Annotated in this window: 16 protein-coding genes and 1 riboswitch; of the genes, 7 read left to right on the top strand and 9 right to left on the bottom strand. The window is 59.5% G+C overall.

Going from position 1 to position 16,799, the window contains the following annotated elements; genetic code table 11:
- Positions 1 to 9: 9 nt before the first annotated feature.
- Positions 10 to 1,419, bottom strand: coding sequence for an adenosylhomocysteinase (gene ahcY / locus L8H52_RS26915; RefSeq protein WP_123593618.1), 1,410 nt, complete (start codon positions 1,417 to 1,419; stop codon positions 10 to 12).
- A 23-nt stretch (positions 1,420 to 1,442) separates the two neighbouring features.
- Positions 1,443 to 1,542, bottom strand: a riboswitch (S-adenosyl-L-homocysteine riboswitch).
- Positions 1,543 to 1,740: 198 nt separating this feature from the next.
- Here ahcY and L8H52_RS26910 point away from each other — a divergent pair.
- Both L8H52_RS26910 and L8H52_RS26905 read left to right on the top strand, forming a co-directional pair.
- Positions 1,741 to 2,148, top strand: a complete 408-nt coding sequence (locus L8H52_RS26910) for a hotdog domain-containing protein (protein WP_016984776.1) — start codon at positions 1,741 to 1,743, stop codon at positions 2,146 to 2,148.
- A gap of 175 nt (positions 2,149 to 2,323) precedes the next feature.
- Complete coding sequence (locus L8H52_RS26905; RefSeq protein WP_242209581.1) at positions 2,324 to 3,214, top strand: formate/nitrite transporter family protein; 891 nt, start codon at positions 2,324 to 2,326, stop codon at positions 3,212 to 3,214.
- Here the strand turns inward: L8H52_RS26905 and L8H52_RS26900 are convergent.
- The gene (locus tag L8H52_RS26900) at positions 3,181 to 4,077 is read right to left on the bottom strand and encodes a LysR family transcriptional regulator (RefSeq protein WP_242209580.1); all 897 of its coding nucleotides are present in this window, start codon (positions 4,075 to 4,077) and stop codon (positions 3,181 to 3,183) included. The genes L8H52_RS26905 and L8H52_RS26900 overlap by 34 nt on opposite strands.
- Positions 4,078 to 4,189: 112 nt before the next feature.
- On the opposite strand from L8H52_RS26900, the gene L8H52_RS26895 reads away from it, so the two are divergent.
- The gene (locus L8H52_RS26895; protein ID WP_242209584.1) at positions 4,190 to 4,606 is read left to right on the top strand and encodes a VOC family protein; all 417 of its coding nucleotides are present in this window, start codon (positions 4,190 to 4,192) and stop codon (positions 4,604 to 4,606) included.
- Complete coding sequence (locus tag L8H52_RS26890) at positions 4,593 to 5,891, top strand: amidase (RefSeq protein WP_242209579.1); 1,299 nt, start codon at positions 4,593 to 4,595, stop codon at positions 5,889 to 5,891. The genes L8H52_RS26895 and L8H52_RS26890 overlap by 14 nt, the downstream gene beginning before the upstream one ends.
- 4 nt (positions 5,892 to 5,895) lie before the next feature.
- Here the strand turns inward: L8H52_RS26890 and L8H52_RS26885 are convergent, their stop codons facing one another.
- Positions 5,896 to 7,158, bottom strand: a complete 1,263-nt coding sequence (locus tag L8H52_RS26885; RefSeq protein ID WP_242209578.1) for a sodium:proton antiporter — start codon at positions 7,156 to 7,158, stop codon at positions 5,896 to 5,898.
- A 419-nt stretch (positions 7,159 to 7,577) separates the two neighbouring features.
- Positions 7,578 to 8,747 (bottom strand): MFS transporter, encoded by a 1,170-nt coding sequence (locus L8H52_RS26880; protein WP_242209577.1) that lies wholly within the window; start codon positions 8,745 to 8,747, stop codon positions 7,578 to 7,580.
- A 212-nt stretch (positions 8,748 to 8,959) separates the two neighbouring features.
- Between L8H52_RS26880 and L8H52_RS26875 the strand changes: the two genes are divergently transcribed.
- Both L8H52_RS26875 and L8H52_RS26870 read left to right on the top strand, forming a co-directional pair.
- Positions 8,960 to 9,793 carry an EamA family transporter gene (locus tag L8H52_RS26875; RefSeq protein ID WP_242209576.1) on the top strand — a complete coding sequence of 278 codons (834 nt, stop codon included), beginning with the start codon at positions 8,960 to 8,962 and terminating at the stop codon, positions 9,791 to 9,793.
- Between the two features lie 39 nt (positions 9,794 to 9,832).
- The gene (locus L8H52_RS26870) at positions 9,833 to 10,216 is read left to right on the top strand and encodes an MAPEG family protein (RefSeq protein WP_242209575.1); all 384 of its coding nucleotides are present in this window, start codon (positions 9,833 to 9,835) and stop codon (positions 10,214 to 10,216) included.
- Between the two features lie 114 nt (positions 10,217 to 10,330).
- Here L8H52_RS26870 and L8H52_RS26865 read toward each other — a convergent pair whose 3' ends face one another.
- Entirely contained in the window at positions 10,331 to 11,515 is a 1,185-nt protein-coding gene (locus tag L8H52_RS26865) for an MltA domain-containing protein (protein WP_242209574.1), read from the bottom strand.
- A gap of 128 nt (positions 11,516 to 11,643) precedes the next feature.
- Between L8H52_RS26865 and L8H52_RS26860 the strand changes: the two genes are divergently transcribed.
- On the top strand, positions 11,644 to 12,093 hold the full coding sequence (locus tag L8H52_RS26860) for a cytochrome c (protein ID WP_242209573.1): 450 nt from the start codon (positions 11,644 to 11,646) through the stop codon (positions 12,091 to 12,093).
- A 51-nt stretch (positions 12,094 to 12,144) separates the two neighbouring features.
- Here L8H52_RS26860 and L8H52_RS26855 read toward each other — a convergent pair whose 3' ends face one another.
- The 4 genes from L8H52_RS26855 to L8H52_RS26840 form a co-directional block, all read right to left on the bottom strand.
- On the bottom strand, positions 12,145 to 12,540 hold the full coding sequence (locus L8H52_RS26855) for a DUF1090 domain-containing protein (RefSeq protein ID WP_242209583.1): 396 nt from the start codon (positions 12,538 to 12,540) through the stop codon (positions 12,145 to 12,147).
- Between the two features lie 97 nt (positions 12,541 to 12,637).
- Entirely contained in the window at positions 12,638 to 14,314 is a 1,677-nt protein-coding gene (gene ligB, locus L8H52_RS26850; protein WP_242209572.1) for an NAD-dependent DNA ligase LigB, read from the bottom strand.
- A gap of 235 nt (positions 14,315 to 14,549) precedes the next feature.
- Positions 14,550 to 15,740, bottom strand: a complete 1,191-nt coding sequence (metK, locus tag L8H52_RS26845) for a methionine adenosyltransferase (protein WP_007913745.1) — start codon at positions 15,738 to 15,740, stop codon at positions 14,550 to 14,552.
- An 18-nt stretch (positions 15,741 to 15,758) separates the two neighbouring features.
- Positions 15,759 to 16,754 (bottom strand): metalloregulator ArsR/SmtB family transcription factor, encoded by a 996-nt coding sequence (locus tag L8H52_RS26840; RefSeq protein WP_242209571.1) that lies wholly within the window; start codon positions 16,752 to 16,754, stop codon positions 15,759 to 15,761.
- Positions 16,755 to 16,799 lie beyond the last annotated feature (45 nt).

The raw sequence follows: 16,799 nt of genomic DNA, 5'->3' as shown, positions 1-16,799 counted from the left end.
AAGCGCCTGTTAGTAGCGGTAAGCGTGCGGCTTGAACGGGCCTTCGACGGTGACGCCGATGTAGTCAGCCTGTTGCTTGGTCAGTTGCGTGACCACGCCGCCGAAGCCGCGAACCATTTCCAGGGCCACTTCTTCGTCGAGTTTCTTCGGCAGTACTTCAACGGTCAGGCGCTCGGCTTTCTGGGCTGGCGACAGGTCGGCGTACTTCTGGCCGAACAGGAATATCTGCGCCAGAACCTGGTTGGCGAACGAACCGTCCATGATGCGGCTTGGGTGGCCAGTGGCGTTGCCCAGGTTAACCAGACGGCCTTCGGCCAGCAGGATCAGGTAGTCATCGTTCTGCGCGTCGAAAGCGCCAGCGCCGGTACGGTGGATCTTGTGTACTTGCGGCTTGACTTCTTCCCATGCCCAGTTCTTGCGCATGAAAGCGGTGTCGATTTCGTTGTCGAAGTGACCGATGTTGCAGACAACAGCACGCTTCTTCAGAGCTTTGAGCATGTTCGCGTCGCAAACATTGACGTTACCGGTGGTGGTCACGATCAGGTCGATCTTGCCCAGCAGCGCTTTGTCGATGCTCGCTTCGGAACCGTCGTTGATACCGTCGATGAACGGCGAAACCAGTTCGAAACCGTCCATGCACGCTTGCATGGCGCAGATCGGGTCAACTTCGGAGACTTTAACGATCATGCCTTCCTGACGCAGGGACTGAGCCGAACCCTTGCCCACGTCACCGTAACCGATGACCAGCGCTTGCTTGCCGGACAGCAGGTGGTCAGTACCACGCTTGATCGCATCGTTCAGGCTGTGACGGCAGCCGTACTTGTTGTCGTTCTTGGACTTGGTCACCGAGTCGTTGACGTTGATGGCCGGGATTTTCAGCTCGCCCTTGGCCAGCATGTCCAGCAGACGGTGTACGCCGGTGGTGGTTTCTTCGGTCACGCCGTGAACGCGATCCAGTACTTGTGGGTACTTGTCGTGCAGCAGCTGAGTCAGGTCGCCGCCGTCGTCGAGGATCATGTTGGCGTCCCATGGCGCGCCATCCTTCAGGATTGTTTGTTCCAGGCACCACTCGTACTCTTCTTCAGTTTCGCCTTTCCAGGCGAAAACCGGGATACCGGCAGCAGCGATAGCGGCAGCAGCCTGATCCTGAGTGGAGAAAATGTTGCACGACGACCAGCGTACTTCGGCACCCAGGGCAACCAGGGTTTCGATCAGCACGGCAGTCTGAATGGTCATGTGGATGCAGCCGAGGATCTTGGCGCCTTTCAACGGCTGTTCGCCGGAGTACTTGCGACGCAGACCCATCAGGGCCGGCATTTCCGATTCGGCGATGATGGTTTCGCGACGGCCCCAGGCAGCCAGGGACATGTCGGCAACTTTGTAATCGTTAAAATCTGCAGGCGTGATAACAGCGCTCATGAAGAGCCTCCATTCGTAATGTATGCGAATGGGCGCCGTTGTGCGTTTAGTGTCCAGCCTGAGGCCGGTCAACGCCCCATCCGAGCCTGACAGGTTGAACCTGCTGCAGCGCCCCTCGGACAGGTGGCGGGAAAACGGTATCAATTGAAGATGACCGTTTTGAAACGGGGGCGATTATAGCCGTCTAGACTGATCTTCCAAAGGGTTTCTGTCGGCCAGATGAAGATCGTTAATGACGACCATAGTCGAAGCCGCATGGAGCCTGACCGCTCAGTCTGCCAAGATACCGTCCATCGTTCGGCAAGACACTCAGGAGTGAAGATGAATTTCCACACCCGCAAATGGGTAAAACCCGAAGACCTCAACCCCAACGGCACCCTGTTCGGCGGCAGCCTGCTGCGCTGGATCGACGAAGAAGCGGCGATTTACGCCATCGTGCAGTTGGGTAACCAGCGCGTGGTGACCAAGTACATTTCCGAAATCAACTTCGTCAGCGCCTCGCGCCAGGGCGACATCATCGAACTGGGCATCACCGCCACCGAGTTCGGTCGCACCTCGATCACCCTGACCTGCGAAGTGCGCAACAAGATCACTCGCAAGAGCATTTTGACGGTTGAGAAGATGGTGTTTGTGAATCTGGGCGAAGACGGCCTGCCGGCACCGCATGGCCGCACTGAAATCAAATATGTGAAAGACCAGTTCCAGGAAGATGAGTTAGTCACCAAATAACATCGGCGGTGCTTTCTTCGCGAGCAGGCTCGCTCCCACAAGGATCACGCTGTAACTGTGGGAGCGAGCTTGCTCGCGAAAGCGGTTGTCCTGTCACCGAAGATTGATCTGGCCACTGAACAGCCATGAACCGCCGGGGTCGTAGCTAAACACCACCCCCCACGGTTCCCTCGCCATGACCACTCCCACCGACGGCAAGACCCCCGATCTCTCGGCCAAAGAACAGCACGAAGTCGAGAAAAGCCAGCCGCCCCGCGCGGCCGTCCTGCATGAAATCATCCGCTCTCAAGGCGATCAGGAACTGGAGCGCAGCATCGCCGCGCTCTGGTGGTCGGCACTCGCGGCTGGGTTGACCATGGGCCTGTCGCTGATGGGCATGGGTCTGCTCAACTCGCGCCTGCCCGACGGTGACGAATTCAAGGTGATCGCCAGTTTCGGCTACTGCGCCGGTTTCCTTGCGGTGATCCTCGCACGCCAGCAACTGTTCACCGAAAACACCCTGACGGCCGTGCTGCCGGTGATGACCCAACCGACCATCCGCAATTTCGGCCGCCTGATCCGGCTGTGGACCGTGGTGCTGTTCGGCAATCTCTGCGGCACGATTCTGGTCGCGTACGTGATGCTCGAGTTGCCGATCTTCGACGCCAAGACTGACCATGCCTTCCTCGAGATCGGCCGCAAGGTCATGGAAAACCACGCCAGCCAGATGTTCGCCAAGGGCATCGTTTCCGGCTGGATGATCGCCACCATGGTCTGGATGATCCCGTCCATGGAGAGCGCGAAGATGTGGATCATCATCCTCATCACCTATTTCATGGCGCTCGGCGATTTCACTCACATTGTGGTGGGTTCGGCGGAAGTGTCGTATCTGGTGTTCGCCGGTGAATTGCCGTGGAGTGATTTCTGGATGGTCTTCGCCGGCCCCACGCTGGCGGGGAATATCATTGGCGGTAGTTTCATCTTTGCGCTGATCAGCCACGCGCAGATTCGCAGTGAAAGCGGGAAGCCGAAATCCAGCGGCCCTGATGAGGATCAAGGCGAGTCGAAAAAGGATTCAGAACGTTGAGGCGTGGCCGTTGAAAGTGCCGCGCACAATGCGCTGATCATGTTTGGCCGATCGGTCTGGGCCGGGCTGATCAGCGCAATCTCGCGGTCATAGCGATCATTGCCAATCTGGCTCACTGCGCATTGATGGCCCCATTGCTCAAAACCGGACCAATAGGGCACGAGGCTCACGCCCATGCCGCCCGTCACCAGCATGGCAATGGTTTCCAGTGCATCCAGATCGACCAGCGGCATCGGCTTCAATCCTTGATCTGCCAGATACTGCTCGGCGTAGCGGCCGCCCCAGGCGTCCGGGTCGTAGCGAATGTAGGGCTGGCTCATGAGTTGCTCGGGGATGCTGCGCGGGGAATTTTCTTTCGACAGAAACACCAGCGGTTCCTTGCGCAGGAACACCGCTTGCAGGGCTTTGGGCAATTCGAACGGCGGAGCGACGAGGATCGCAGCGTCCACTTCGCCAGACAGAAGTGCCTGATACAGCGATCGCGATGTTCCCGGCACGATCACTGGCGTCAAACCCGGTGCCGACACGGTCAGCGCGCGCAATGCTCCCGGCATCAGCCCGGTCAGAACCGTGGAAATTGCGCCGATTCGTAACTGCCCGGTCAGACCTGCGCCGTCAGCGTCTCCCGCCAATAATGCAACTTCACGAACGATGCGTCTGGCTCTGGGCAGCAAACCGAGGCACGCCTGGCTCGGTTTGGCGGCATGCCCGACGCGGGATAACAACTCAAAGCCGAGCTGCCGTTCGAGCGCGAGAATGCGCTGACTGATCGCAGCAGCCGTCAATCCTTCAAGGCGCGCAGCATGGGCGATCGAGCCGCATTCGACGACGGTGATCAGGCTCTTTAAATATCGCGTGTCCATAAGAAATGCTTTCGATAGCAGTAAGAATTACAGGCTATCTCTTTTGATCGAAACCGCACAGTCTTCAACCATCCCGCTGTTTCCATCGTCCGGTGATCGTCAGGAGTTCTTTATGCAGTCGATTTTTCATCTCGCTATGCACGTCCGCGACTTGCAGGTTTCCCGTGATTTCTATGGAGGTTTGCTGGGGTGTAAAGAAGGTCGCAGTACCGACACGTGGGTCGATTTCGATTTTTTCGGCCATCAATTGTCGTTGCACTTGGGCGAACCCTTTGCGGTCAGCAACACCGGTAAAGTCGGCGAGCATGACGTGCCGATGCCCCATCTCGGGGTGATCCTCGAGATGTCGGACTGGCTTGCGTTAAAGGAGCGCTTGATCGAAGGCGAAGTGCAATTTGTGCTTCGTCCACACATTCGTTTTCCCGGAGAGCCCGGTGAGCAAGCCACGATGTTTTTTCTGGATCCTGCCGGAAATCCGATTGAGATAAAGGGCTTCACTGACTTACAGGGTGTTTATGCACAATTTTGATCAGGCTGATGCCACCGCCATTGCTCAGCGGGTTCGGTCGCAGGCCGTGAGCCCCGAGACCGTCGCCGAGCATTTCCTTGACTGTGTCGACGCGCATGAACAGGACATAAAAGCGTTTGTTTCGTTCGACCCGGACGCAGTTCGCAGCCAGGCCCGGCATCTGAAAAACAGCGGCGCAAAAGGCTTGCTGGCGGGTGTGCCCGTGGGCGTCAAAGACATCTATGACAGTGCGGATCATCCCACTCGTTTTTACTCGCCGATCTATGCGGACAACCGTCCTTCGCGTGACGCCCATGTCGTCACGCTTCTGCGCCAGGCCGGGGCGGTGATCATGGGCAAAACCCACACCACCGAATTCGCTTACATGCACACCGGGCCAACCCGCAATCCGCATGATCTCGACAGAACTCCGGGAAGCTCCAGTGCCGGCTCGGCAGCGGGGATGGCGGCCGGTTTTTTTCCGCTCGCATTGGGCACGCAGACCGCCGGGTCATTGATCAAGCCGGCCTCTTACTGCGGTCTGTATGCGTTCAAACCCTCGTACGGGCTGGTTTCACTGGAAGGGGTAAAGCCACTGGCGCCGAGTTTCGACACGGTGGGGTGGTATGGCCGCTCGGTGCGCGATCTGGAGCTGATGGCGCAAGTCTTGATCCCCGGTCTCCCGCCGCGTGCTCACGAACAGAGCGTTTGCACGTTTGGCTTTTGTCGTACGGCGCGTTGGGATCAGGTCGATGAAGAAGTGGCCGTAGCGCTGGAAGCTGCTGTTGAAGATTTGCGCTCGGCGGGTCATCAAGTGAGCGAGGTGGTGCTGCCTGAGGCGTTTGCGTCGGTATTCGATGATCATCTGTTGATCAACGATTGCGAGGGCGCCCGATCACTGGCCAAAGAGCTGCAAGCGCACCCTGACCAACTCAGTGAGGAATTACTGGCCATGATCGAGCGCGCCCGTCTGACGACGTGGGCGCAAGAGTCAGCGGCGAAGAAGCGCTTGGCAACGTTAGCCGCTGTGCTGGAGCCGATATTCCAACCGTTTGACGCCGTGCTGGGTGCGAGCTGCGGCATCGTCGCGCCGTTGGGCCTTGGGGCGACCGGGCCTTCGGATTTCAGCAAGTTCTGGATGGCGTTTGGCTTGCCGCAAATCAACCTTCCTCTCGTCCGCAATACCGGGGCGTTGCCCATTGGCCTGCAAATGATTGGCGCGTTCAGAGCCGACAGCGATCTGTTACACGCTGCCGGGCAGGTTGAGGCAGTGCTTGGCACTGCCCGCCAGACTGCGCCGCAGTGATGCGTCAGTGCGCAGATTCAGTCGCAGCTTTCGGCTCATGGCGCGTTGCATGCTTGACCAGTTTGCCGATGGTCAGGCCCTGCAACAGGATCGATGACAGCACCACGATGTAGGTGATGCTCAGCAGCAGGTCACGCTCCTGGCCCAGCGGCAGGGCCAGCGCCAGTGCCACCGAAACACCGCCGCGCAAACCACCCCAGGTCAGAATGCGGATGGTGCCGGCAGGCACTGTGCGCCAGCGCCGTAGCAGCAGAATCGCCGGGGCCACGGTGAGCAGACGCGATAACAGAATCGCCACCGCCAACACACCGGCCGCGGCCATGTGCAGCCAGTTGAACGGCAGCAGCAACAGCTCCATACCGATCAGCGCGAACAGCAGCGCGTTAAGCATGTCGTCGAGCAACTCCCAGAAACCGTCGAGATATCGACGAGTCATCTCATTCATCGCCAGATTGCGCCCGACGTTACCGATGATCAGACCAGCAACCACCATCGCAATCGGCGCTGACACATGAATCTCGGTGGCCATCGCCGAACCGCCAATGACCAGCGCCAGGGTCAGCATCACGGTAATCTGGTGCTGCTCGATGCTCTTGATCATCCGATAGACCAGGTAACCGATCAGCCCGCCAAACAGCACACCGCCAATCGCTTCGTGAACGAACAGCATGGCCGTGGCGCTGACGGTCGGAGTTTCGCCGAGCTGGGCGATACCGAGCAAAACGGTGAACACCACAACCGCCGTGCCGTCGTTGAACAGCGACTCGCCGACGATGGTGGTTTTTAGCGGTTTTGAAGCGTTGGCGGTACGCAAAACGCCGAGCACCGCAATCGGGTCGGTCGGCGAAATCAAAGCGCCGAACAGCAAGCAATACAAGAAACTCACATGCCAGCCGAACAGGGCAAAAATGTAATAGGCGAGGCTGCCGATCACCGTGGTGGCAATCAACACACCGAAAGTTGCCAACAGGCCGATGGGCCAGCGATAGCTGCGCAGGTCGTTGAGGTTGACGTGCAGGGCGCCGGCGAACAGCAGGAACGACAGCATCCAGTTCATCAGCAGATCGCCGAAGTCGATCTGGCCGATCAGTTGCTGTACGCGTTCTTCGAGGCCGGGGTAGCCGAGTACGCTCAGACCTTGCAGCAGCAGGGAAAACATCAACGCGGTAACCATCACGCCGATGGTCGGCGGCAGGCCGATGAAGCGGAAGTTGACGAAGGTGAGGAGGGTGGTGAGGCAGATGAAAGCGGCGACAAGTTCAAGCATCCGGGGTCCTTTGGATGAGGGGTGAGTGGAGCGCGCCCGATGCTTGGGCGCAGGGGTTTGATGGGCTGAGAGCGACAGAGGGCACAAGCTTCCCTCACCCCAGCCCTCTCCCGGAGGGAGAGGGAGCCGACCTTATTGTCTTGTGGCATGCATCGACCTGAATAACCGAGTCGATTATGGATTCGGCAATGCGCGTTCAGGTCGGCGTACTTCTGAAGCATCCCCCGATCAGCCCCCTCTCCCTCTGGGAGAGGGGGCAAACCGAGGTGTCTGGCGTCAGACATCGACCTGGAAGACCTTATCGCTTATGGATTCAGCAAAGCGGGTTCACGTCGGCGTATCTCTCAAATATCCCCCCATTCAGTCCCCTCTCCCTCTGGGAGAGGGCTAGGGTGAGGGCTCTGTCTGGCACAACACGATTAGCCGGACACATTGACCGCAGCCGCTTCGCGACGTTGCAGATAGATAAAGAAAAGCGCCGTCAGCACCGTCAACACACCGACCATCGCACCCGTCCACGGCAAGTCCGCCAGATCCGCACCACTGGCCACCACCAGCCCGCCGATCCACGCACCCGCCGCGTTACCGAGATTGAAGGCACTCTGGTTCAGCGTCGAGCCCAGATTCGGCGCTTCATGCGCCTGATCAATGATCAACAACTGCAAAATCGGGCACAGGGCAAAAGCGAAAATTCCCCACAGCACCAGCGTGATCGCTGCCGGCACCACCGAACGGCTGGTCTGGCTGAACGCCGCCAGAATCACCACCACCGCCAGGGCCACACCCACCAGCGAAGGCAACAAACGGCTATCAGCCAGACGCCCGCCGAGCATGCTGCCGCCGGTCAGACCGACGCCGAACAACAGCAACATCACGCTCACGCCGTGAGGGCTGACGCCAGTGATGTCCTGCAGGATCGGTGCGATGTAGGTGAACACGCTGAACAGACTGGTCGAAGCCAGCACACTCATGCCCAGCGCCAGCAACACGTTGATCTTGCCCAGTACCTTGAATTCGCTGGCGAGGTTGGCCTTGTCCATCGGGATGTGTTTTGGCAGCCACAACCACTGCGCGAGGGCTGCGATCACACCGATCACCGACACCGCCCAAAAGGTCGAACGCCAGCCGGCATACTGACCCAGCGCAGTACCCAGCGGCACGCCGAGGACGTTGGCCAAAGTCAGGCCGGTGAACATCATCGCAATCGCCTGGGCGCGTTTGTTCGGTGCGACCAGTCCGGCCGCGACCACCGAACCGATGCCGAAAAACGCGCCATGGCACAGTGCGGTGACCACTCGCGCGGCCATCAGCGTTGCGTAGTTGGGGGCGAGGGCGCAAAGAATGTTGCCGAGGATGAACATCAGCGTCATGCCCAACAGTGTCGCTTTGCGTGGCATGTTGGCGGTGCCGATCGCCAGAATCGGCGCACCGAACACCACGCCCAGCGCGTAACCGGTGATCAACAGACCAGCCTCGGGAATGCTCACGGCAAGGTCGCGGGCAACATCGGGCAGCAGGCCCATGATGACGAATTCGGTGGTGCCGATGCCGAATGCGGCAACAGCGAGGGCAAGCAAGGCGAGTGGCATGCGCAAGGTCTCTGTCGGTAGTCTTGACGCTGTGATCAGGCATACGCAGGCCGACGACCGCTTTCGAAAAGAGACGGTGCAGGCAAGAGTTATTGGTATTTTTCTGTGCGCAACTGAGTGCGGCGTGGTCGCTTGCAGTATAAACAGCTGCTGACACATCGCGAATCAATAATCTGACTAATTGGTTCGCTAACAACAATAAGGAGTTGAACGTGCTGGCGACGGCTTTGGTATTGATGGCGGCGCTGTTGCATGCGACGTGGAATACGTTAATCAAGTTCAGCGCCGAGCGGCTGCTGGTGGTGGCGTGCATGGACACTGTGGCGCTGCTGGTCGTTGCCATCGCGTTTCCATTCGTGAGCTTGCCACCCATGGCAATCTGGCCGTGGATTCTGGCGTCGGCAGCGTTTGAACTGCTCTATCGCTATCTGTTGATTCAAGCGTATCGGGTCGGCGATCTGGGCCTGGTGTATCCACTGATGCGCGGATTGTCGCCGCTAGTGGTGCTCGCACTGACTTTGATCTTCGCCGGTGAAGTGCTCACCACACAGCAGATCTTCGGCATCATGCTGATTCCGTTCGGCATGGCCTGTCTGCTTTGGCAGGGCGGCGGCGGTAAACACTTGCCGTGGTCGATGTTGCCAGTGGTGGCGCTCATCGGTCTGTGCATCGGCTGCTACACCTACATCGATGGCCAGGCGCTGCGGCGCTGGTCGCATCCGCTCGATTATCTGGTCTGGGTCACGCTGCTCAGTGCCTGGCCGTTTCCGCTGTTGGCGTGGGTCGCCAAGCGTCCGGCGTTCATGCAGTTCTGGCGTGAGCAATGGAAGCTGGGGTTGGCGGTGGGCTTCTGCGTATTGGCCAGCTACGCTCTGGTGCTATGGGCGATGCAGTTGGGCTCGATTGCGGAAGCGGCGGCATTGCGTGAAATCAGCGTGATTCTGGTGGTGCTGTTCGGCATGCGCTACCTCAAAGAACCTTTTGGCCGGCCACGGCTCTTAGCCTGTGGGCTGGTGCTGATCGGCATGCTGGTGATGAAGTTCTGACCGCTCGCGAATTCTAAAACCCGAAAAAAGGACGGCGTTATGACGGTGGCTCTGTGGTGTGTGTTGATCGCGATTTTCTTGCCGTATATCTGCACAGGGGTGGCCAAGGCTGTGGGCGGCTACCGACTGAGTGACAACCATGATCCGCGTGACTTTCTCGAAAGCCTCAACGGTGTGGCAAGGCGTGCGCATGCGGCGCAGATGAACAGCTTTGAAGTGACGCCGGCGTTTGCTGCGGCGGTGATCGTCGCGCATTTGGTGGGGACGGCGCAGCTGGTGACGGTGAATGTGCTGGCGGTGATGTTTATCACCAGTCGCCTGCTATACATCATCTGCTATCTGGCGGACTGGGCGATCCTGCGGTCGCTGGTGTGGTTTGTGGGGATGGGGTTGATTGCTTCGTTCTTCTTTGTATCTGTCTGATGATCGGGTGATGCTGCTGGCCCCTTCGCGAGCAGGCTCGCTCCCACAGTTGGAATGCATATCCATGTGGGAGCGAGCCTGCTCGCGAAAGCTGTTGGTCAGGCATCGAAGAACTTAGGATTTATCCTTGGGTGTGTCCGCCACCTGCGGCACTTGCGGCAGCGCCGCGCCTTTTGGCCAGAGCATCCAGATCTGCCCTTGCTGTTTCATGTCGCCGGCCAGTTGCCCGGCTATATCGCCCGTGCCCCAGAACAGATCCGCACGCACCTCGCCGGCAATCGCGCCGCCGGTATCTTGCGCCGCCACCGGACGCACCAGTGCCGTGCCATCCGGGCGAGTGGTCGACAGCCACAACAGACTACCCAACGGAATCACCTTGCGATCCACCGCCGCGCTATAGCCGGCAGTCAGCGGCACGTTCAGCGAGCCGCGCGGGCCTTCGTTGCTGTCGGGGTTGCGGGTGAAGAACACATAACTCGGGTTGCTGCCCAGCAGTTCCGGGATGCGCGCCGGGTTGGCCTTGGCCCAGTTGCTGATCGCGCTCATGGTCACGTCTTCTTTTTTCAGCTCACCTTGTTCGACCAGCCAACGGCCAATCGGGCGATACGGATGGCCGTTCTGATCGGCGTAAGCAATGCGCAGCTGTTTGCCGTCCTCGGTCTGAATCCGCCCGGAACCCTGGATCTGCAGAAATTGCAGGTTCATCGGGTCGGTCAGATAAGCCACCACTGGGGCTTTAACGCCCTTCGATTCGATAGTTGCGGCATCGTCGTACGGTTTGAGTACCCGACCTTCAAGGCGACCGCGCAGGCGTTTGCCTTTGAGTTCGGGATAAATGCTGTCCAGCGAGACGATGATCATGTCTTCCGGCACGCCATACACGGGCACATTGGCTGCGTCGGTGGGCGTCAGGCTGCCGGGGTAGACCGGTTCGTAGTAGCCGGTGATCAAGCCGTTGGGGTTGTCGTTTTCCGCGCGCAGGCCGTAGACGTCGAGATTTTGTTTGAGAAAGGCGCGAATCTCGCCAGCACTTTGCGGCACGTTGGCTGCAGCGGCGCAGGTGTTGCCCCAGACTGCATCAGCCTTGAGCCGGGTGCAGGCGCTGCGCCACGAACCGAAGCCGGCGACCAGATCACTGTCGGACACCGCCGGCAGTGCTTCCCAGGTAGCGCTGGAATAGGTGGCCAGCGCGTGGGTTTTTGGCTTGGCGCTGTCACCACCGGTGCAGCCGGCGAGAATTGCCAACAGTGGAAGGGTTGCGATCAGCGGGTGACGCCAGGCCTTGAAACGGCTGTTCATGGAGTGATTCCTGTGTCGGCTGCCCGCGTGCTCCATGCGCTCGGACAACCCGTATTTTTAATAGGGCTATTGGTGTTTGACGGTGACGCGAGGATACTGGCCGCCGAATTCCGTGACCTGAAGCCACCATGACTCTTAAAAGCATTTCTGTTGTATTGCTGGCCTGTCTGACCTTGTCCGCCTGTGGCGGTGTCGATCCGAATTCTCCGCTGGGCCAGCGCAAGGCCATTTTCAAACAGATGCTCAAGACCGGTGAGGATCTGGGTGGCATGTTGCGTGGGCGCATTCCGTTCGACGGGGCGAAATTCGCCGAGGGTGCGGTCAAGCTCGATGCGTTGTCGCACGAGCCGTGGAAGCATTTTCCGCAAGTTCGTGAAGAAGATCACACCAGTGCCAAGGACGATGTCTGGAAGCAGCAGGCCCGTTTTCAGGAAATGGCCCGCAACCTTGAAGCGGCCACCGGTGAATTGGTGATCGCCAGTCAGGTTCAGCCGTACAAGGCCAGCAATCTCGGGCCGGCGGTGCAGAAGGTTGAAGATGCCTGCAGCGCTTGCCATAAACAGTTTCGCGATCATTGATTTCTATTGTTTGAGCTGACGAAGAGGCCATCAAACTCACTGCATCAATGCTTACTTATCGATTTCGTCCAGCGCGTCCTGCAGTTCTTTGCGCGACTCGGCCAGTTTGTCTTTGCGCTTGTTGATCTTCTCCGGGTCGCCTTTTTTCATCGCCTTGTCGAGATCAGCCTGACGCTTGCCCACTTCGTGCTTGGCTTCAAGCACCTTGTTTTCACGCTCCTTCTTCAGGCCGGCGTCGGTGCAGTTTTTCGTCACTTCGTCCAGAGCCGTTTGCAGGCCTGCCTGCTGATCGGCATTGCCGCGCGACTTGGCCTGTTCGATCTGGTTCATGATGCCCTGCTTTTTCGCAGCGCAACCGGTCAGGCCCGGAGCGTCTTCGTCGGCCATGACGGGGGCGGCCATTACGCCGCAAAGGGTGAGCATGGCGAGCGGTGCAAGAAATTTCATAAAAGCTCCATGTGCAAAGGCAATCGGGTCGGTCAGGCACTGCGCTGTTGGAGCGCCTTGGCGGCCGATGGGTTCCCGGCGCGCCGGGATTGCGTAGTCAAAAACCGTCGATTCCGGCGGCATGTAAGGTTTCGCTCAAGGCCAGTACCTGCGGATCGCGAAAGAATGCGCTCAATTGCGCTGCGCGTCCCGGGCCGATACCGGCTTCGGCCTGCCATTGTTCGGTGTCGCGTTGTGCCAGCGCCTGCCACGAGTCAGGCAGTTGGGCCTGACCGGTTGGCGGTAAGCCCAAGGCTTTGAGCCACTGGGCGAAAGGCCGTCGGCGGGCGTTGTGAAAACTGTGCATCAGGCGTTCGCTGCTGCGCTCGCCGAAGCCGGCAATGTTAGCAAGCTCTGGCGCGTCGAGGGTCAACCAATCCAGCAGGTTGTTCACACGGCGTGTTTCGAGAAGTTTCTCCCAGGTTCCGCGACCGACATGTTGCATTGCCAGGCCGTTTTTGCCGCTGAGCCAGGTCAGGCGCGCGAGAAACTGGCTTTCGCAGCCGGGGGTGGGTTGCCAGCAGCTCAAGCTGTGGAAGTGGTCGGCGTTGGGGATGTTGAGGTTTGTGCGTTCGGCGGCGCGCAGCACCACGCTGTCGAGCTGTGGAATGGTCAGGCCGGCGAGGCTGATTGCCACTTGGTCGCCGGGGCGGATATCCAGGTCTTGCCAGCGTTTGAAGGAACTGGCGCTGACCCGTTTGATTTCCCGGTCATCGAGCATGACGGGTTTGAGTTCGAGTACTGGCGTGATACGCCCGGTGCGCCCGATCTTGAAGGTGACCTTGCGCACTTCGGCCAGCGCTTGAGCAAAAGGATACTTCCACGCAACTGCCCAATACGGAGCGCGAGCCTGCCAGCGCTCGGCGGGCGGTCGTTGGCTCTGGCGCAATACCACGCCGTCAGTGGCAAAGGGCAGGGGGGAGCGATACCAGTGATCGCGCCATTTCTGTGCGGCAGCAACGTCGGCGACAGGATGACTGTACGGTTCAATCGTGGCGAAACCCAGCGTCGCCAACGTGCCGACCCGCTCGGGCAATTGCGCTGGGCCTTGTGGCCAGTCCCAGACAAACAGTCCGATACCGGAGGCTTGCGCGGCATCCAGGGTTTTGCGTCCCATCAGGCCCGCGACGGTGGAGCGAGCGTTAACGCTGCCGGATCGAACTTGCACGTGCTCGTTCAAGCGCCAGTAGAGTTCGCCCTGCACCAGCATATCCAGCGGTTGTGTCAGGCGTTGAGGAATGGCACCGATCTTCTGCGCTGATGGCGTCCAGTCTTGCCCACGAACCCCGTCACCGCGACTGATGACCTGATGCAGAACGCCTGCGCGATAAATCAGCGTCACCGCGACACCGTCGACTTTGGGTTGTACCCAGACATCCTTGCGATCACGTAGCCACGTTTCCACGGCCTCGGCTTTATGCAGTTTATCGAGGCCGGTATGGGCGATGGAGTGGGCGATCGAGCCTGAAACTGTGCGCAAAGGATCGGGGGGCGAGGGGAGTTTGAAGCACTCTCGCCATTCGTTCAGGCGTGCGCGCGATTGATCATAGAGCTCATCGGCAATCAGTGAACGACCTTCGCGGTGATAGGCGTCGTCCCATTGGCCTATCTGTTTTTGCAGGGCGGCGATTTCGCTTTTTGCTTGAGTGGCTGGCCATTGCGGGCAATCGGCGTAGGCGTTGAGAGTCGTACAGGCGACGAGGAAAACAGACAGCAGGCGCAGCGTGGCAAGCATCGTGAGCGTCCTTGCTCAGGGGGAATGCTTGAAGGTTAGAAGACGATTGGGAACTCGGTAGGTGGGGTGTTTTGCGGGGTGTGTCTGGGCGGGAAGTGGTGTCGGTCCGGCCGGCCCCTTCGCGAGCAGGCTCGCTCCCACAGGGTTCGGGTGAGAATTCAAATTTGTATTTCAGGCATGAAAAAGCCCCGCACGGCGCGAACCGTGCGGGGCTATTTGTGCAGCCGGGAAGGTCTTACAGACCAGCAGCAGAACGCAGGGCGTCGGCGCGGTCGGTTTTTTCCCAGGTGAACGTGGTGAAGGTGTCTTCGCCAACGGTCTTGGTCTCTGGAGTGCGACCGAAGTGGCCGTACGCTGCAGTTTCCTGGTACATCGGGTGCAGCAGATCGAGCATGGTGGTGATTGCGTATGGACGCAGGTCGAACACTTCACGGACCAGCTTGACGATCTTGTCATCGCTGATCTTGCCGGTGCCGAAGGTGTTCAGCGAGATCGACGTAGGCTGAGCCACACCAATCGCGTAGGAAACCTGAATCTCGCAACGCTCGGCCAGGCCGGCCGCGACGATGTTCTTGGCAACATAACGGCCAGCGTAGGCAGCCGAACGGTCAACCTTCGATGGATCCTTACCGGAGAACGCGCCGCCGCCGTGACGGGCCATGCCGCCGTAGCTGTCGACGATGATCTTGCGACCGGTCAGACCGCAGTCACCTACCGGGCCGCCAATGATGAACTGGCCGGTCGGGTTGATGTGGAACTGGGTGTCTTTGCTCAGCAATTCGGCAGGCAGCACGTGCTTGACGATCAGCTCCATCACGCCTTCGCGCAGGTCTTTGTACGACACTTCAGGGTTGTGCTGGGTCGACAGAACAACCGCGTCGATACCAACAACTTTGCCGCCTTCGTAACGGCAAGTCACTTGCGACTTGGCGTCCGGACGCAGCCAAGGCAGCAGGCCCGATTTACGGGCTTCGGCCTGGCGCTGTACCAACTGGTGCGAGAAGGTGATCGGCGCTGGCATCAAAACGTCGGTTTCGTTGCTGGCGTAGCCGAACATCAGGCCCTGGTCGCCGGCGCCCTGATCTTCAGGCTTGGCACGGTCAACACCCTGGTTGATGTCCGGGGACTGCTTGCCGATGATGTTCATCACGCCGCAGGTCGCGCCGTCGAAGCCGACTTCGGAGCTGGTGTAGCCGATGTCGCAAATCACGTCACGAACGATCTGCTCCAGGTCGACCCAGGCGCTGGTGGTCACTTCACCGGCAACGATGGCCACGCCGGTCTTGACCAGGGTTTCCACAGCCACGCGTGCGTGTTTGTCCTGGGCAATAATGGCGTCCAGCACCGCATCGGAAATCTGGTCGGCGATTTTGTCCGGATGTCCTTCGGACACGGACTCGGAGGTGAAGAGGGAGTATTCGCTCATCTCGATGTTTTCCTGAATTTACCGATGGTGAGTGTCGCCAGCCGGTCGCTGAAAATGGCGGACCTGGATCTGGAAACCATTACGTAAGCCTACATAGAGGCTTTCCCCGGGAACGAGTCCCGCAGCGGTGGCCCAACGGGCCAAATCGTCCTGTTCAAACCCCAACCACAGATCACCGCAGGCCTCCCTGGCCCAACTCTGGTTGTGGCTACATAACTCTGTCACGAGCAGACTACCGCCCGGTTGCAGCAGGTCGGCCATGTGCTTGAGCGCATCGGCCGGCGCGGCGAAATGGTGCAACACCATATTCAACACCACGCAATCGGCCTGAAGGCTTGTGCCGTTCAATGCATCGGCCAATTGCAGGCTGACGTTAGCCAGCTGTTCACGCTCACATACCTGACGTGCCAGTTCGAGCATCGCCGGGCTGTTGTCCAGCGCGGTTACAGTGCCGAAGCGCCGCGCCAGTTCCGGCAGAAAAGCGCCATCGCCGGGGCCGACTTCAATGGCCGTGGCTGCACCATTGAAGTTCAGCTTGTCGAGCAGGGCCAGCACGCTGTCACGGTACTGCGGCAGGCCTGCGATCAAGTCTTGCTGGGCACGGAATTTCTCCGCCACCCGGGCGAAAAAGTCCTGGCTGGCGGCGGCACGTTGGCCGTGAACCTGCTCGATGCGCGCTTGCACGTCGTCAGGCAGTGCCAGGTTGTCGACTTCTTCTAACAATGCCGCATGCAGCTTGCCGCCAAGCAGTTCGGTGTGGGGCAGGGCGCGGCGATAGAAAATCGCGTTGCCTTCACGGCGGGTCGCCACCAGGTCGGCTTGTGCCAGTACCTTCAGGTGATGACTCATGCCGGACTGGCCAATGCCGAAAATCTGCGCCAGCTCCAATACGCCGAACGAGTCGTTGGCCAGCGCGCGCAAGACATTCAGCCGCAACGGATCACCGCCGGCCTTGCACAGGGCCGCCAGCTCGTCGCAATCGTCATGGCGAATGGAAGGCACGCGTAAGTTCATAGGGCTGGCAGTCTAGAGAGGGGGGCAAATCCCCGCAAGGGCAAT

Origin of the sequence: Pseudomonas sp. CROZ-RG-20F-R04-15 (assembly GCF_022662375.1) — a bacterium.
In the GTDB taxonomy this organism is placed as follows: domain Bacteria; phylum Pseudomonadota; class Gammaproteobacteria; order Pseudomonadales; family Pseudomonadaceae; genus Aquipseudomonas.
The sequence above is the reverse complement of the archived record's forward strand: the minus strand, read 5'-3'. Positions and strand labels throughout refer to the sequence as shown.

Excerpts from the sequence above, each read along its gene's own strand:
- L8H52_RS26870 (WP_242209575.1), top strand. The coding sequence starts at position 9,833 with ATGACGGTGGCTCTGTGGTGTGTGTTGATCGCGATTTTCTTGCCGTAT.
- L8H52_RS26890 (WP_242209579.1), top strand. The coding sequence starts at position 4,593 with ATGCACAATTTTGATCAGGCTGATGCCACCGCCATTGCTCAGCGGGTT.
- L8H52_RS26900 (WP_242209580.1), bottom strand. The coding sequence starts at position 4,077 with ATGGACACGCGATATTTAAAGAGCCTGATCACCGTCGTCGAATGCGGC.
- L8H52_RS26855 (WP_242209583.1), bottom strand. The coding sequence starts at position 12,540 with ATGAAATTTCTTGCACCGCTCGCCATGCTCACCCTTTGCGGCGTAATG.
- ligB (WP_242209572.1), bottom strand. The coding sequence starts at position 14,314 with ATGCTTGCCACGCTGCGCCTGCTGTCTGTTTTCCTCGTCGCCTGTACG.
- L8H52_RS26860 (WP_242209573.1), top strand. The coding sequence starts at position 11,644 with ATGACTCTTAAAAGCATTTCTGTTGTATTGCTGGCCTGTCTGACCTTG.
- L8H52_RS26880 (WP_242209577.1), bottom strand. The coding sequence starts at position 8,747 with ATGCCACTCGCCTTGCTTGCCCTCGCTGTTGCCGCATTCGGCATCGGC.
- L8H52_RS26910 (WP_016984776.1), top strand. The coding sequence starts at position 1,741 with ATGAATTTCCACACCCGCAAATGGGTAAAACCCGAAGACCTCAACCCC.
- L8H52_RS26895 (WP_242209584.1), top strand. The coding sequence starts at position 4,190 with ATGCAGTCGATTTTTCATCTCGCTATGCACGTCCGCGACTTGCAGGTT.
- ahcY (WP_123593618.1), bottom strand. The coding sequence starts at position 1,419 with ATGAGCGCTGTTATCACGCCTGCAGATTTTAACGATTACAAAGTTGCC.
- L8H52_RS26840 (WP_242209571.1), bottom strand. The coding sequence starts at position 16,754 with ATGAACTTACGCGTGCCTTCCATTCGCCATGACGATTGCGACGAGCTG.
- L8H52_RS26865 (WP_242209574.1), bottom strand. The coding sequence starts at position 11,515 with ATGAACAGCCGTTTCAAGGCCTGGCGTCACCCGCTGATCGCAACCCTT.
- L8H52_RS26885 (WP_242209578.1), bottom strand. The coding sequence starts at position 7,158 with ATGCTTGAACTTGTCGCCGCTTTCATCTGCCTCACCACCCTCCTCACC.
- L8H52_RS26905 (WP_242209581.1), top strand. The coding sequence starts at position 2,324 with ATGACCACTCCCACCGACGGCAAGACCCCCGATCTCTCGGCCAAAGAA.
- metK (WP_007913745.1), bottom strand. The coding sequence starts at position 15,740 with ATGAGCGAATACTCCCTCTTCACCTCCGAGTCCGTGTCCGAAGGACAT.